At 73.5% G+C, this 14,508-nt stretch carries 17 protein-coding genes (1 of these 17 cut by a window edge); 5 read left to right on the plus strand and 12 right to left on the minus strand.

Translation table 11 applies throughout. The features are described 5' to 3' along the window. Window positions 1-25 precede the first annotated feature (25 nt). A complete protein-coding gene (locus tag EV383_RS02380; protein WP_130288387.1) occupies window positions 26-598 on the plus strand; it encodes a DUF1990 family protein in 573 nt (190 codons plus the stop codon). Between the two features lie 23 nt (window positions 599-621). Here EV383_RS02380 and EV383_RS02385 read toward each other — a convergent pair whose 3' ends face one another. The 5 genes from EV383_RS02385 to EV383_RS02405 all read right to left on the minus strand — a co-directional run bounded on the left by EV383_RS02385 (window position 622) and on the right by EV383_RS02405 (window position 4,663). Next, on the minus strand, window positions 622-804 hold the full coding sequence (locus EV383_RS02385) for a hypothetical protein (RefSeq protein ID WP_130288388.1): 183 nt from the start codon (window positions 802-804) through the stop codon (window positions 622-624). A gap of 53 nt (window positions 805-857) precedes the next feature. Further along, complete coding sequence (locus EV383_RS02390) at window positions 858-1,790, minus strand: alpha/beta hydrolase (protein ID WP_130288389.1); 933 nt, start codon at window positions 1,788-1,790, stop codon at window positions 858-860. 135 nt (window positions 1,791-1,925) lie between these two features. After that, a complete protein-coding gene (locus EV383_RS02395; protein WP_130288390.1) occupies window positions 1,926-2,645 on the minus strand; it encodes a DUF3152 domain-containing protein in 720 nt (239 codons plus the stop codon). A gap of 74 nt (window positions 2,646-2,719) precedes the next feature. Further along, window positions 2,720-3,193, minus strand: coding sequence for an SRPBCC family protein (locus EV383_RS02400; protein ID WP_130288391.1), 474 nt, complete (start codon window positions 3,191-3,193; stop codon window positions 2,720-2,722). Between the two features lie 24 nt (window positions 3,194-3,217). Continuing rightward, the gene (locus EV383_RS02405) at window positions 3,218-4,663 is read right to left on the minus strand and encodes a flavin-containing monooxygenase (RefSeq protein ID WP_165438204.1); all 1,446 of its coding nucleotides are present in this window, start codon (window positions 4,661-4,663) and stop codon (window positions 3,218-3,220) included. Between the two features lie 108 nt (window positions 4,664-4,771). Between EV383_RS02405 and EV383_RS02410 the strand changes: the two genes are divergently transcribed. Beyond that, the gene (locus tag EV383_RS02410; RefSeq protein ID WP_165438205.1) at window positions 4,772-5,314 is read left to right on the plus strand and encodes a TetR/AcrR family transcriptional regulator; all 543 of its coding nucleotides are present in this window, start codon (window positions 4,772-4,774) and stop codon (window positions 5,312-5,314) included. Here EV383_RS02410 and EV383_RS02415 read toward each other — a convergent pair. The 5 genes from EV383_RS02415 to EV383_RS02435 all read right to left on the minus strand — a co-directional run bounded on the left by EV383_RS02415 (window position 5,297) and on the right by EV383_RS02435 (window position 10,428). After that, the gene (locus EV383_RS02415) at window positions 5,297-6,070 is read right to left on the minus strand and encodes a YqjF family protein (RefSeq protein ID WP_130288394.1); all 774 of its coding nucleotides are present in this window, start codon (window positions 6,068-6,070) and stop codon (window positions 5,297-5,299) included. The two genes, EV383_RS02410 and EV383_RS02415, sit on opposite strands and share 18 nt — an antisense overlap. Next, window positions 6,067-6,738 (minus strand): DUF4383 domain-containing protein, encoded by a 672-nt coding sequence (locus EV383_RS02420; protein ID WP_165438206.1) that lies wholly within the window; start codon window positions 6,736-6,738, stop codon window positions 6,067-6,069. The genes EV383_RS02415 and EV383_RS02420 overlap by 4 nt, the downstream gene beginning before the upstream one ends. Window positions 6,739-6,852: 114 nt before the next feature. After that, window positions 6,853-8,103: an AI-2E family transporter gene (locus EV383_RS02425; protein WP_130288396.1), complete on the minus strand. Its 1,251-nt coding sequence runs from the start codon at window positions 8,101-8,103 to the stop codon at window positions 6,853-6,855. 160 nt (window positions 8,104-8,263) lie between these two features. After that, window positions 8,264-9,736, minus strand: coding sequence for a sensor histidine kinase (locus EV383_RS02430; protein WP_130288397.1), 1,473 nt, complete (start codon window positions 9,734-9,736; stop codon window positions 8,264-8,266). After that, window positions 9,733-10,428 carry a response regulator transcription factor gene (locus EV383_RS02435; RefSeq protein WP_130288398.1) on the minus strand — a complete coding sequence of 232 codons (696 nt, stop codon included), beginning with the start codon at window positions 10,426-10,428 and terminating at the stop codon, window positions 9,733-9,735. The genes EV383_RS02430 and EV383_RS02435 overlap by 4 nt, the downstream gene beginning before the upstream one ends. 170 nt (window positions 10,429-10,598) lie before the next feature. On the opposite strand from EV383_RS02435, the gene EV383_RS30985 reads away from it, so the two are divergent. Together EV383_RS30985 and EV383_RS02445 are read left to right on the plus strand one after the other, a co-directional pair. Continuing rightward, a complete protein-coding gene (locus tag EV383_RS30985; protein WP_165438207.1) occupies window positions 10,599-11,165 on the plus strand; it encodes a hypothetical protein in 567 nt (188 codons plus the stop codon). 91 nt (window positions 11,166-11,256) lie between these two features. Beyond that, the gene (locus tag EV383_RS02445) at window positions 11,257-11,820 is read left to right on the plus strand and encodes a GNAT family N-acetyltransferase (protein ID WP_130288400.1); all 564 of its coding nucleotides are present in this window, start codon (window positions 11,257-11,259) and stop codon (window positions 11,818-11,820) included. A 69-nt stretch (window positions 11,821-11,889) separates the two neighbouring features. Here EV383_RS02445 and EV383_RS02450 read toward each other — a convergent pair whose 3' ends face one another. Both EV383_RS02450 and EV383_RS02455 read right to left on the minus strand, forming a co-directional pair. After that, window positions 11,890-12,813, minus strand: a complete 924-nt coding sequence (locus EV383_RS02450; protein WP_242623398.1) for an alpha/beta hydrolase — start codon at window positions 12,811-12,813, stop codon at window positions 11,890-11,892. A 164-nt stretch (window positions 12,814-12,977) separates the two neighbouring features. After that, window positions 12,978-13,184: a dodecin gene (locus EV383_RS02455; RefSeq protein ID WP_130288402.1), complete on the minus strand. Its 207-nt coding sequence runs from the start codon at window positions 13,182-13,184 to the stop codon at window positions 12,978-12,980. 188 nt (window positions 13,185-13,372) lie between these two features. Here EV383_RS02455 and EV383_RS02460 point away from each other — a divergent pair, with 188 nt between their 5' ends. After that, window positions 13,373-14,508, plus strand: partial view of a TetR/AcrR family transcriptional regulator gene (locus tag EV383_RS02460; protein WP_130288403.1) — the 5' portion only. The gene runs 64 nt beyond the window's last position; the window shows 1,136 of its 1,200 coding nt (coding positions 1-1,136); its start codon is at window positions 13,373-13,375; its stop codon lies beyond the right edge, outside the window.

The following is a 14,508-nucleotide window of genomic DNA, read 5'->3' on the forward strand; positions in this document are numbered from 1 at the left end:
CGAGGAGACGGGCGACGCGTCCGACATGCCACCGGAACTCCCGCCGGAGACCGACGACGGCCGGATCCAGCCCGCCGGCCAGGGCTACGGCCCGTTGCTGCACCGTCGCTACTCGGTGCGGATCGAGGGCGCGCGGATCGGCCCGGTCGACCTCATGACCGAGCTCAAGCGGGACCCGAACCGGTGGGCCCCGGACTTCGCGGTGTTCCGGCAGACCCGTGGCGACCGCAACGGCCTCGACGCCGGCGACGAGTTCCTCATCCGCATGCCCGGTCCCTGGAACGGACCGGTGCGCATCGTCGCGGCCGACCCCGGCTCGTTCCGGTTCGCGACGCTGCAGGGGCACCTGGAGGCGGGCCAGATCGAGTTCCGCACCGGACTCGACGACGACGGCCTGCTGCGGTTCGACATCGAGTCGTGGGCGAGGCCGGGCGACGTCGTGTCGCACCTGCTCTACAACCGGCTGCCGGTGGCGAAGGAGATCCAGCTGGTCATGTGGACCCACGCCTGCGCGAGCGCGGCCGAGCTGGCCGGGGGACACGCCCGCGACGGTGTCGACGTGCACACCCGCCGCGTCGCAGACCCCCGGCCGAGCTGAGCCCCGGCCGAGCTGAACCCGGGTCAGGCCGGGGGCTCGTCCGCGACCGGAGTCGTGCCGGCGTCGTCGGTGTTCTCCGCGGCCGGGTCGGCCTCGTCGTCGCGCTCCTGGTCCGCGGTCGAGCCGAAGACCTTCTCCTCGAGCGCGTCGACGGCCTCTTCCGGGTTTCGCTGCGGATCGTCGGGCATCTCGCTCTTCGGGCTCATACGAGGTACCTACCCGGCCCGGGTGCCGAGTAGGCCTCGCACGGGTACAGGTCTCAGGTACCGAACGCCGCGCGGACGTTGGCCCCGGCCTGGTCGTAGGAGCTGCGGGTGTGCTCGATCGCGCCCATCATCCACCAGAACCCGTGGATCATCGAGGGGTTGTGCTGGTGGTCGGCCGAGACCCCGGCCGCGTTCAGGGCCTTCGCGTAGGCGGCGCCCTCGTCGCGCAGCGGGTCGAACCCGGCCGTGATGACGGTCGCCGGCGGCAGCCCGGCCAGGTCGTCGGCACGCAGCGGGGATGCCAGCGGGTCCTCGATGTCGGCCGGTGAGCGCAGGTAGTGGTCGTAGAACCAGTCCATGGCGCTCTTGGTGAGCAGGTAGCCCTCGCCGTTCTCGACGCGCGAGGCGTACTCGCCACCGGCGTCGACGGCCGGGTAGATCAGCAGCTGGTGCACCAGCGCGGGCCCGCCGCGGCGCACGGTCTGCTGTGCGACGACGGCGGCGAGGTTGCCGCCCGCGCTGTCCCCGGCCACCGCGATGCGGGCGGGGTCGACGCCCAGCGACGCGGCGTTGTCGGCGACCCAGACGGTCGCGGCGTAGCAGTCCTCCGGCGCGGCGGGGAACCTGTCCTCGGGCCCCTTGCGGTACCCGACGGAGACGACGGCCGCGTTCAGCGTGTTGACCAGCGAACGGCACGGCTTGTCGGCGACCTCGATGTCACCGATCACCCACCCGCCGCCGTGGAAGTAGACGAGCACCGGGTGCGGGCCGTCACCGGCGGGACGGTAGACCCGCACCGGGATGTCACCGGCCGGGCCGGGGACGGTGTGGTCGGCGACGTCCGCGACGTCCTCCGGCTCGCCCTCGAGACCGATGAACGCGAGCGCGGCCTCCCGGGCCTCGGCCACCTCCATCTCGGAGAAGTCCTTCATCCCCTGCGCCTCCATGGCGGCCAGGAGTGTCTGTGCCTGTGCGTCGAGCGCCATTGCCCACCTCGCTGAGTCGTCGACCCCGGCCGTCGACGCCCGGGGAGACCGACACCACACCCCGGCGGCCGGTCCGTCAAGACCGTGGCACGTCGATCCCGTACCGGGAGATGCGGCGGTAGGCCGCCACCCGGCCTACGGGGCCGGCCAGGAGTTCCGGGCGCAGCCGTCGAGGCCGAGGGTCTGCTGCTGCATCACCGGGGCGGGTCTGCCCCGTCCCGGGCAGGTCACGTGGTCGTGACCCAGCCAGTGCCCGACCTCGTGGTTGACGACGTAGCGCCGGTAGGCCGTGAGGTCGGAGGCGTACTCCGGCGTCCCGTTCGCCCAGCGCGCCGCGTTGATCACCGCGCGGGGACCGCTGCGGCACGACAGTGCGGCGTTGGTGTCCAGCGGGGCGCAGAAGCGGTCGGTGGTCGCCGGGCTGGCCAGGACGACCTGCAACGGCGCGTCGCCTGCGGTGCGGGCGAACCCGACCGAGCCGTCGTGACCCCAGCTGCGGGGGTCGTTGAGCGTGGTCGTCACGAACGTCGCGAACACGGCCGGGTCCACGTGCACGCCCTGCTCCACCTCGACGCGCACCGGCACCGTCCGGGCACGCCGGGGTGCCGGCGTCGAGCCCGGGGGGACGACGAGCCGCCCGGTGCCGGTGGGCGGCACCACCCGGTCGCGCAGCCCCGCCAGCCGGTCGGCCGAGACCGACGCGGGCACGGCCGGCGTCGGGGTCCGGGTCGGCTGGGCGGCCGGGGCCGGGGCGCCCGCCGGGGCGGTGGGCTCCGGGTCGGAGCCGCACGCGGCGAGCAGCGAGACGATCACCGTCGCGGTCGCGACGAGGACGGCCGATCGCGTCGCCTGCACCGGTCCAGGATGTCAGGACAGGGCCGGGCCCGCGCTCCCGCACGGGCGGCCCGTGTCCTCTCTCGACCGATCCGCTACTGCTGCAGGAGCTTCCCGATCGCGTCGTGATAGGCGTCGATCGCACCCGGCTGGTGGGCCAGGACGACCTGGTCCGGGATCGCGGCGTGCTTGCTGACCTCGGTCGTCATCGACCGGTGGAACAGCGTCACACCGGAGCCGGGGGAGGAGAACGTGTACGCGATCGTGGTGACGCCCGGGAACCCGCCCGTGCCGTCGTGGTTCTGGGCGAGCAGGTCGATCGACTGGAACACCCACTTCGTGGGCCGGACCGCGGTGATCAGCCGCCAGGTGTAGCGGACGGGCAGGTCGCCGAGGACGCCCGACTCGCTCCAGGTGTCCCCGACCTGCAGCGGGAGGGTGTCGACGCCCTCGATCGCGCCGCTGCCGGGGTAGGCCTTCGGCCAGTTCCGCGGGTCGGTGACGACGTCGTAGATCGCCTCGGGCGACTCGGTGAACGCGGTCTCGGATGCGGTGCTGATGATGCCCATGCGGGTTCTCCTCCTCGGCAGGGGTCAGCGTGCGGTGGCGACGAAGTCCTCGCGCACCGGGTGCTCCATGTCGGTCTTGAGGTCGTCGAGCAGAATCGGGTTGACCAGCGGGACGCCGTTGCGGTCGAGGTACCAGCTGCTGCAGCCCCCGGTCCCCCAGACCGTCGCCGAGGCGCGCTCGCGGATCCCGGCGAGCAGCTCGGCGCTGCGCTCGGCGTCCGGGGCCAGCGCGACGTCCTCGGCGACGATCCGGTCGACCAGCTGCATCACGTACGCGACGTGCGTCTCGATGATCGAGAGCACCGACGCACTGCCGCCGGGCGAGAACGGCCCGTTGACCAGGAAGAAGTTCGGCATGTGCGGCAGCGCGACCGACTTGTAGTTCATCGGTACGTCGGCCCAGATCTCGTCGAGGCCGATCCCGTTCTCGCCGGTGACCTGCATCGGACGCAGGTAGGCGTCGGCGTGGAACCCGGTGGCCAGGACCAGCACGTCGAGCTCGTGCAGCACGCCGTCGGACGTGCGGACCCCGCCCGCCTCGACCCGTTCGATCCCCTCGGTGACGACGTCGACGTTCGGTCGCTGCACGGCGTCGTAGAACGTGCCGGAGATGACCAGGCGCTTGCAGCCGACCTCGTAGTCCGGGGTCAGCTTGGCCCGCAGCTCGGGGTCGCGGACCTGCGCCAGCGCGTCCTCGCAGACCTTGCGACGCTCCGCGGCGGCCTTCGGGTCGCCGGTGGCGGCGCGGCCGATCTCGTTGACCCACTCCTCGATCGAGTCGTGGTAGCGACGGCCGACGGCCGGGATGCGCAGCATCAGGCGCCGCCACCAGGGGATCTTCGCGTCGTGCATCGGGAAGATCCACTGCGCGGTGCGCTGGAACAGGTCCAGGTGCCCGACCCGCTCGGCCAGCGCGGCGGTGATCTGGGTGGCCGAGGACCCGGTGCCGATCAGGCCCAGCCGGGCACCATCGACGTCGACGGAGGTGTCCCAGCGCGAGGAGTGGAAGACCCGGCCGGCGAAGTCGTCGAGCCCGGGGATGTCCGGGGTCGAGGGGTGGTGCAGACGGCCGGTGCAGGACACGACGACGTCGGCGTCGATCCGCTCGCCGCCGGTCGTGGTGAGCTCCCAGGCGTGCCCGTCCCAGCGGGCGGAGGCGACCTCGACGCCGTAGCGGATGTGCCCGGTGACGCCGTACTTGTCCGCGGTGTGGTGGAAGTAGTCCCACAGCTGCGGACCGGAGGCGAAGCGGTGTGTCCACTTCGGGTTCGGCTCGAACGAGTAGCTGTAGTAGTGCGCGGGCACGTCGCAGGCGACGCCGGGATAGACGTTGTCGCGCCAGGTCCCGCCGAGCGTGTCGGCCTTCTCCAGGATCGTGAAGTCGGTCAGGCCGCGGTGGCGCAGCTCGATACCGGTGAGGATTCCGGCGACCCCGGATCCGATGACCACGATGCGCGGTGCGGCTGGCATGTCGACGACGACCTTCCTGCCCGACGGTGGCGGCTCGTAAGTGAACCGACGTTCAGCTTGCCACGATAGTGAGTGATGGTTCATCTTGTCCATGTGAGGTCGGACGCCGTGCGGAACCGTGAGCAGATCGTCGTCGCCGCGCGGGAGCTGGTCGCCCGGGACGGCGCGGACGTGCGGATGGACGACCTCGCCGCCCGCGCGGGAGTGGCCGTCGGCACGATCTACCGGCACTTCCCGACCAAGACCGCGCTGGTCGACGCGGTGGTGGAGGAGTCGGTCGGGCGGGTCGCCGAGCTCGCGGAGGAGGCGCTGCGACGGGCGCGGGACGGCGGGTCGGCCTGGGACGAGCTGGCCGGGTTCCTCACCGCCGTCGCCGACGGGTACAGCGCACGCCGTGCGGTCCGGCAGACGGTCGCCCTGCTGGGCATGGACGCCGAGCGGCACCCCGCCCCGGACGGCGGCGGCGCGGCGCGGGCGCTCGCGGCGATCGAGGCCCTGGTCGGCGACGCGCAGGCCGCCGGGGACATGCGCGACGACGTCACGATCGAAGACCTGTTCATGCTGCTCGGCCAGGCCCCCGAGCGCGACGACACCCGGCAGCGGTCCCGCTACGTCGAGATCGTCTCCGACGGGCTACGCCCCCGGCGCTGACCTGCGCAGCCGGTGCCACGGCCCGAAGCGCACGGGCAGTCCCGGCGAGCTCAGCACGCTGTCCGGGGCCCGGTCGATGCCCGGCACGCCGGCTGCGGCCGCGACGTCCTGTTCCAGGTCCAGCAGCTCGGCGGTGTGCAGGTCCCAGCGCGGGTGGTCGTTGGGCCAGCGGACCGTGCCGAGCGGGCGGCGGGTGTGCAGTGCCCAGCGGGCGGTCAGGAAGTGCGACAGCGGGTCCGGCTCGGCGATCGCGGCCCCGGTCCGCACGCGGGTCCGGCTGAACGCGCCGCGCGGGCCGGGGAACCGGCGCACCGTGCGGTAGGAGATCTCCTCGCCCTCGGCGACCCGGCCGTCGACCCGGCTGGGCGCCCAGTTGTAGGGCAGCGCGGCGACCCCGCGGGCGGCGAGCACCGGCAGGAAACGCTCCGCGTCCAGAGAGCGGAACACCACGCCGCGCCGGCCCTCGGTGTCGACCGAGTAGAGCCGGATGTTGGTCTCGGCGAACGAGCCCAGCCAGGGGATGCCGGGCAGCGGGCCGAACCCGAGCCGCTGCATCCGGAAGTGGATCAGCCCGACCCAGGTGCCGCCGTCGTGCAGGTCCGGTGTCGTGCCGGGCGGGAGCAGCGGTGCGACGACGTCCGGGTCGACCTTCCAGTGCAGGAACACCACGTCCGCCCAGTGCTGGTGCAGCAGCGCCCACCGCACGGGCTCCGGCGGGACGGGCCGGACCGGCTCCGGCCGGACGGACGTGCTCATTCCGGCGCGTCCTCCGGTCCCGGCACCCCGCGCCACGCGGCGCGGCGGCTCTCGGTGTCGCGATGGCCGTCCATCGACGCGACCCCGCGGCGCTGGGCGGAGGTCCCGGTCCCGGCGGCCACAGCGCGCTCGGCCTCGGCCATCTCGACGGTCGCGGTGATCTCGTCGGCGCCCTCGGGCAGCATCTGACGGTTGTCCTCGGGCTGCTTCGGCCGTCCGTCGCCACCGTCCCGGTCGGGCGAGTCGACGGGGGTGCCGGTGTTGAACCGCCCGTAGATCCCGAGGGCGAGCAGGATGCCGCCGACCACCAGGCTGAACACGACGTTCGACACCCGGAACGACAGCACGTTGAGCGACGTGTTCAGGATCAGGAGGTGCACGACGCCGGAGAGCACGAACAACGCGCCGATCGCCACGCTCGCGATCCACCCGAGCCGGCCGCCGCGGATCGCGGCCGCCATCAGGACGAGGCCGAGCACCACCGAGCCGCCCGAGAGCAGGACGTTCGTGGCCAGGCCCAGGATCGGCGTGCCGGTGGTGGAGAAGAAGTTGAGCTGGTCCGAGAACCCCAGCACACCGAAGATCAGCAAGCCGACGCCGAGCAGCCCGCTGCCGACCCGGTGCACCCCGGTCAGGCTCTGCGGTCTGCGGCTCTTCTGTGACGTCACGTGCCCCTCCGAATCGCGCCCGATGGTGCGGGCCGGAGATCCGGTCGCGGTGGCGCACTCCTGCAGGAGTTCCTTTCCTGCGACGCGTCAAACTGTGCGCGACGGCTCAGCGGCTCAGGTCGCGCCGGAGATCTCGGGATGGTTGTCCGGCCGGGCGGAGCGCGGGTCCAGCGGGTCGATCGTGGAGGGATCGGCCAGCCACTTGTCCGACGCCCGGTTGATCGAGCGGACGCTCGCGTCGGCCAGCGTGACCAGCGGGACCGCGAGCAGCGCCCCGGGGATCCCGGCGAGGATCAGCCCACCGGCGATCGGCAGCACGACGGCCAGCGGGTGCAGCTTGACCGACCGGCCGAGCAGCAGCGGCTGCAGGACGTAGCCCTCGATGTTCTGCACGAGCAGCAGCAGGCCCGCGACCAGCAGGGCGTCCACCCAGCCGCCGGTGACCAGCGCGATCAGGACGGCGACGATGCCGGTGACGACGGCGCCGAGGGTCGGGATGAACGCGCCGAAGAAGATCAGCGTGGCGAGCGGGACCGCGAGCGGGACGCCGATCAGCCAGAGCCCGACGCCGGCGGTGATCGCGTCCACGGCGGCGACCACGACGATCGCCCGGGTGTAGCCGACCAGCGAGGCGAACGCCCGCCGTCCGGCGATGTCGGTGCGGGTGCGGGCGGCCCGGGGGACCGCCGAGAGGATCCAGCGCCAGATCCGGCCGCCGTCGTGGATGAAGAAGGCCAGCACGAACAGGGTCAGCAGCGTTTCGGTCGCGATCTCGCCGACCGTGCCGACGGCGCCGAGCACGTTCGTCGCCAGCTCGGCCTGGTTGCGCTGCAGCGTGCTCAGGGCGCTCGAGGTGACGGCGTTGAGCTGCTGGTTGTCTACGTGCAGCGGTCCGTTGGACAGCCAGTTCTGCAACGCGACGAAGCTCTGTCCGAGTTGGGTGGACAGGTCGGGGAGTCCGTTGAGGAACGCCGCGACGACGAGCCAGAGGATCCCGCCGAACACGGCCAGGCCCCCGATCACCACGATCCCGGTGGCGACCGCGTGCGGCATGTACGGGACGCGCCCGACGAGCCGGGCCGCCGGGCTCAGCAGTGCGGCCAGGATCAGTGCGATCACCACCGGGATCACCAGCAGCGACAGCTGCGCGACGACCCACAGCAGTACCGCCACCGCGGCTGCCAGGAGCAGGCCGCGCCAGGCCAGGCCGGTGGCCAGCGCCAGCGCCGGGGGGATCTGCCGGGCGTGGGTGCCGTCCGGGGCGGTCGTCGGGAACGCACCGGCCTGGGCGGCGGGCAGCGCACCGGCCGGCCCGGCGAGGGCGCCGGGCGGCAGTCCGGGCCCGGTGTTCGGTGTGTCGCTCATGTGCTCGCCGTCCTGGTCCGCGTCCGGTGCCGCCGGTGCCTCCCGCGGAGGGGGCACCGGTGCCGATGGTCGCGGCTCGGTGGTCATCGTGGAACGTTAGGACACCCGAGCGGGTGATCGCAGAACATTGCCGTGCGTGCGGTCCGCCGCTCGTCGAGGATCACCCGCTCGCCGCGCCGAGCGGTACCGCGAGCCGGAACGTGGCGCCGTCGCCGTCGGGCGGGCAGATCAGGTCGCCGCCGTGCGCACGGGCCAGTCCACGTGCGATCGACAGGCCCAGTCCGGCGCCGCCGGAGTCGCGGTCGCGGGAGTCCTGCAGGCGGACCAACCGGTCGAAGATTCGTTCCCGGTCGGCGTCGGCGATCGGGGTCCCGGTGTTGCGGACGGTGACCCGGGCCTCGTCGCCGGCCCGTTCGAGCGTGACGGTGATCGTGCCGTCGGCCGGGGTGTGGCGGCGCGCGTTGTCCAGCAGGTTGGACAGGATCTGGGTGACGCGGACGGGGTCGACGTACGCCGGCAGCGGCTGCGTTCCGGTGACCGCGACGTCCAGGGCGGGTGCCAGGACCCGTGTCCGGTCTGCCTCGGTGGCGACGAGCCCGGCCAGGTCGGTGCCGGTGCGCTGCAGGGCGAGGCCCCCGTCGATCCGGGCGAGGTCGAGCATGTCCGAGACCAGCTGCGCCGCCTGCCGGGTCTCGCGCAGCAGGAGCGCGGCCCGTCGCTGCTGCCGCTCGTCGTCGGTGGACCGGCTCCCGATCGTCTCGGCGACAGCGGTGATCCCGGCCAGCGGCGTGCGCAGCTCGTGCGCGGCGTCGGAGAGGAAGCGACGGGTCCGGTCCGCCGACTCGCGGGCCCGGCTCTCGGCGTCCTCCAGGGCGTCGAGCATGTCGTCGAACGACGCGGCGGCGGCGCCGAGGTCGGTCCGCGGCCGGTCCGGGCGCAGCCGGGAGCCGCGGTCGCCGGCGGTGATCCGGCGGGCCAGGCCGGTCATCCGGTCCAGCGGCCGCATCGCGACCCGGACCGTCAGCGCGACCGCCACCAGGGCGAGCACGAGCGCGACCAGCGCGGAGACGGCGAGCACCGCACGCAGCTGGGTGCGGACGTCGGTGATCGCGGTGGTGTCGGCGACCAGGACCAGCTGCGATCCGTCGGGCAACGTGCGGGTGACGGTGCTGCTCGTCGCGTCCGGCGGGGTCGGGGGCCCGACGTCGTCGTCCGGTCCGGGCGGTCCGGGTCGCGGGGGTCCCGGCGCGCCGCTGGGCCTCGTCGCGCCCGGGTCGGCTTCCGGTCCCGCAGCCGGTCCGGGGGGAGGGGGGGAGGAGGACAGGCCGAGCGGGCCGAGGCCCGGGTCGCCGTAGCTGTCCCCGTCCGCCGTCACCACGCGCACCCGGATGTCCTGGCCCTGCAGCCGCGACACCAGCACCGGCGGCGCGGCGCCGCTCTGCGCGAGCTGCTCGGCCTGGGTGACCCGGTCGGACAGGCGCGTGTCGAGGTCGCGCCGCAGCTGGGCGCCCAGCACGACGTCGACCAGCACCCCGACCAGCACGAGCAGGACGGCGAACAGGCCCAGGACGGAGCCGGTGACCCGCCGCCGCAACGACGGGGTGGCGGTCCGGGAACCCGCCGTCCCGCTCACGTCGCGGGCCGCAGCGTGTAGCCGAGACCGCGGACGGTGTGCACGATCCGCGGGCCGTGCGCCTCGAGCTTGCGGCGGAGCCCGGAGACGTAGACCTCGACGAGGTTCGGGTCGTAGGCCTCGTAGCCCCACACCGCGCCGAGGATCTGGTGCTTGCTCACGGTCCGGTTGCGCTGCGCGGCCAGGTAGCCGAGCAGCCGGAGCTCGGTCGCGGACAGGTCGAGCACGACGCCGGCCCGGGTCGCGATCCCGGCGTCGGGGTCCAGCACCAGGTCACCGACCTGGATCGCCGACGGCATCCGCCCGCGTCGTCGCAGCACCGCCGCGATCCGGGACAGCAGCTCGTCGAGGAGGAAGGGTTTGATCACGTAGTCGTCGGCGCCGGAGTCGAGGCCGCGCAGGCGGTCCGGCAGCGCGTCGCGGGCGGTGAGCATGACGATCCCGGCGTCGCCGTGCTCGCGGACGACCGGGATCAGCTCGAAGCCGTCGCGCCCGCCGGGCAGCATCACGTCGAGGACGACCAGGTCCGGCCGGAACGAGTCGAGGAGGTCCTCCAGCGCGGAGCCGTCCACCCGCCCGCCGGCGACGTACCCGGCGTCGGCGAGCGCGTCCACGACGGACTCGCGGATCGCCTCGGAGTCCTCGAGCACCAGCACCCGCGGCGCGGTGCTCTGGGTCGGTCGTGCAGCCATGGGACCGAGCCTCCCCCTTCCTTGCTGAGCCGAACCTGAGCGATCACGGGGAACACCCCCACGACTCAGCTCCGGTTCAGGAACGCGGCGTCCTCTGGTCGATGTCCGGCGAACGTCCGGCCGGGTCCCGCCCGGCCGGCGCGACGCCCGCACGACGAAGGAGACGACGCATGAGCACACACGACGACAGCACCCGGCCGATCACCCCGGCCTCCGGCTCCGGCTCGGACGCACGGGTGTCCACCCCCGCGGCCCTCCCGTCCGGCACCCCCGCCGCCGATCCCGGTGCCGGACGGCGTCCGCGACGCGGCCGGTTCGCGGCCCTCCGCCGCCGCTCGTCGGTGCCGGTGGTCGCGGCCGCCGTCGCCGGGCTGCTGGTCGGCGGCGTGGCGACGGGGCTGGTGGTCGGCACGGCCGCCGCGGGCCCGGGCGGTCTCACCGGCATCTCCGCCGACGCCCCCACCCCGCCCGACGGTGGTCCCGCCGGCGGCCTCGCCGGTCCTGGAGGTGGCCCTGGTGCCGGTGGCCCCGGTGCCGGTGACCCGGCGGGTCCGGCCGGTCCGGGTGCCGGTGGGCCAGCCGCGCCGGGTGCGGCCGGGGGACCGCCCGCTCCGCCCGCCCCGGGCACCCCCGGCGGGCCTCCCGCCCCCGGTACCCCCGGCGCTCCGCCGGCTCCGGGCGCTGCCGGTGCCCCGGCGGCTCCCGCCGCTCCGGCGCCCGGCACGACCTCGCGGTGATCGTGGGAATCGGGCGGGGCCGGCCGTTCCCGCCCGGTTCGCCGGTGACCACCGGCGGTTTCCCGGTGCGTCGTAGGACCGGGGACGCCCCATGGCGCGGACGGTGACGACCGTCGTGCGCCGTGGCGGAGCGGGGCGCCGGTCCGGCACGATCCCGGTCGTGCCGCTCGCCGTTCTCGACTCCCTCGATCCGCCCGTCGTCCTGCGCCGCGCGGTGGCCGCCGACGTGGCGCCGGTGGTGGCCCTGCTCGCCGCCGACCAGCTCGGCGCGGGCCGCGAGTCCCACGCCGACGACGACCTCGCCCCCTACCTGAGCGCGTTCGCCGAGATCGACGCGGACCCGTCGCAGCTGCTCGTCGTGGCCGAGACCCCGGAGATCCCGGTGGCGGGGACGCTGCAGCTCAGCATCATCCCCGGCCTGTCCCGCCGAGGGGCGTCCCGCGCGCAGATCGAGGCGGTCCGGGTGCACGCCGACCTGCGCGGCCGAGGACTGGGCGAGGCCATGATCCGCTGGACGGTCGACGAGGCGCGCCGGCGCGGGTGCCGGCTGGTGCAGCTCACCACCGACAAGTCCCGCACCGACGCGCACCGCTTCTACGAGCGCCTCGGCTTCACGGCCTCGCACGAGGGCATGAAGCTCTCCCTCGACCGGTAGACCCACCGACACGACGAGACCCGCCGACCGTCGTGGTCGGCGGGTCTGGTCGTGCGCGGGAGGAGCGCGTCAGGACTTGACGGCCGCCTTGAGTGCCGCGGCCGCGTCGTCGACGATCCCGAGGCCGGCCGGTGTCGCACCGAGCGTCCACAGGAAGTCGTGCAGCATCCCGTCGTAGCGCCGGGCGGTGACGTCCACACCGGCCTCCGCCAGCCGGGTCGCGTAGGTCTCGCCCTCGTCGCGCAGCGGGTCGTACTCCGCGGTGGCGACGAACGCCGGGGGCAGCCCCGTGAGGTCGGCGGTGCGGCCGGGGCACAGGTAGCGGTCGCCGGCCGCGTCCTGGGCTCCGAGGTAGTGCGCCCAGAACCATTCCATCGACCCGCGTTCGAGCAGGTAGCCCGAGGCGTTCTCGGTGTAGGAGGGGGTGGAGAAGTCGAAGTCGGTGACCGGGAAGAACAGGATCTGCGCGGCCAGGGCGGGACCGCGACGGTCCCGGGCGGCCTGTGCGACCGAGGCGGCGAGGTGCCCGCCCGCGGAGTCACCGGCCACGGCGAGACGGGCCGCGTCGGCGCCGAGCGACGCGGCGTTCTCCGAGGCCCAGACGGTCGCGGCGTAGGCGTCGTCGAAGGCGGCGGGGTGCACGTGCTCGGGGGCGAGCCGGTAGTCGACGGACACGAAGACGGCCCCGGAGCGATTGGCCAGCATCCGGACCGGCTTGTCCACCGTGTCCAGGTCGCCGATCACCCAGCCTCCACCGTGGAAGTAGACGACCAGCGGCTTGGGGCCGGCACCGTCCGGTGTGTAGATGCGGACCGGGATGTCGCCACCGGGTCCGGGGATGGTGCGGCTCTCGACGGAGATCGGCTCGGCCTCGCCCTGCAGGTCCAGGAACCCGGCCGCGGCGGCACGTGCCTGCGGGACGGACATCTGGGGGAACGGCGGCATGCCGGCCTGCGCGAGCGCGTCGAGCAGTCCTTGGGCTTCGGGGTGCACGGGCAACGTTGCCTCCTGCGAACGGGAACGGGTCGAGGGCCGTGACACCGGCCACGGCCCTCGGGATCCTGCCACGCAGGGCGGCACCCGAGTGATCACCGATTCGACGTCACCCGGATGCCGCGACCTGCGGACCGAGGCGAGCCCGGTCCGCAGGCGACTGCTCACTCCTCGATCTTGAAGCCGACCTTGAGCCCGACCTGGAAGTGCTCCACGGAGCCCTCCTCCAGGTGCAGGCGGATCTCGGTGACCTCGGCCCAGTCGAGGTTCTTGAGGGTCTTGGAGGCGTCGCTGATGCCGGCACGGATGGCCGCGTCGACGCCTTCGGGGGAGGTGCCGACGATCTCGGTCACGCGGTAGGTGTTAGCCATGTCCCTTGTGTACCCCAGGCGTGACCTCACCGAAACACGGAAGAGCCCGGGGCGGACGTGCTCCGGGATCCTTTGTGGCGCAACAAGAAATCGAATACCGGCGGTCTTGTCCACAGGAAATCGAATTCCCGTTGACGAATGTGTGGTGTCGGCGAGCGGTCGTGGCCGCTCTTCGTTCTAATACCGACATGGGGGACCCGGTGCGTGGCGCAGTTCTCGACCGTCGTCAGGAGATACTGAGCGGAGCCGCCGAGGTCTTCAGCGAGTTCGGATATCACCGGGCCCGCATGTCGCAGATCGCCGGTTCGAGCGGAATCACCGGCCCGGCCCTGTACCGGCATTTTCCGGGCAAGGAAGCCCTGCTCGCGGCCGTGATCGAGGCGGGGACCGATGTCGTCGACGATCTTCTCCAGAAAGCCGTGACGGACGGTGGTGATGCCGCCGGGCTGCTGGACCGCACCATCTGCGGGCTCTCGCGTGCGGCTGTGGAGTACCACTACTTCGGCATCATTCTGCAGCGCGACGCGCGCCATCTGCCGGAGCCGGACCGCAGCAGGAGCGCCGCGCGGTGGACCGGGCTCGTCGACGAGTTCGCGACCAGGATCGGCGCGGTGCGTACCGACCTCTCGCACGACGACGCCGAGTTCCTGGGCCGCGCGATGCTGGCCGTCGCCGCGTCGCCGTCGACCTACCGGGTCCGCGGCGTTACCGACGCACGCCGGCGGCGCGTGCTGACCGGGATGCTGACGAGTGTCGTGAACGCCGACGTCGGGCGGCCCGCCCCCGACGCCGTCCGACGGCGGCCTCCGGACATCGCCGCGCTCGCCGACCGCGCCTCCCGGCGGGAGGCGATCATCGGGGTGTCGAACCGGTTGTTCCGCCGCCGCGGGTTCCACGGCGTGAGCATCGAGGACATCGCGGACGCGGCCGGCGTCACCGGCCCCACGGTCTACAGCTACTTCGACAGCAAGGCCGACCTGCTCGCCACGTCCTGTCACCGGGGAGCGGCGTGGCTCGAGCTGGAGGTCGAGAACGTCCTCGCGTGCGCCGACGATCCGTCCGGACGCCTCGACGGGGTACTGCGGTCCCTCGCCGGGTTCGCGATCCGCCACGGGGACACGATGGCGATGCTCGTACGGGAGGTGCCCAACCTGCCGCCCGACGGGGTGCGGATCGCCCGCCGCGACCGGGTCGACTACACCGCCGAGGTCGTACGCCTGGTGCGCGCCGAGAGGCCCGGGCTCGACGAGCCGACCGCGCGGATCCTGGCCCGCGGCTCCATCGCCGTCGTCAACGAGCTGGCGTGCGCCGGTCGGTACGGCAG

The organism is Pseudonocardia sediminis (assembly GCF_004217185.1).
Taxonomy (GTDB): domain Bacteria; phylum Actinomycetota; class Actinomycetes; order Mycobacteriales; family Pseudonocardiaceae; genus Pseudonocardia; species Pseudonocardia sediminis.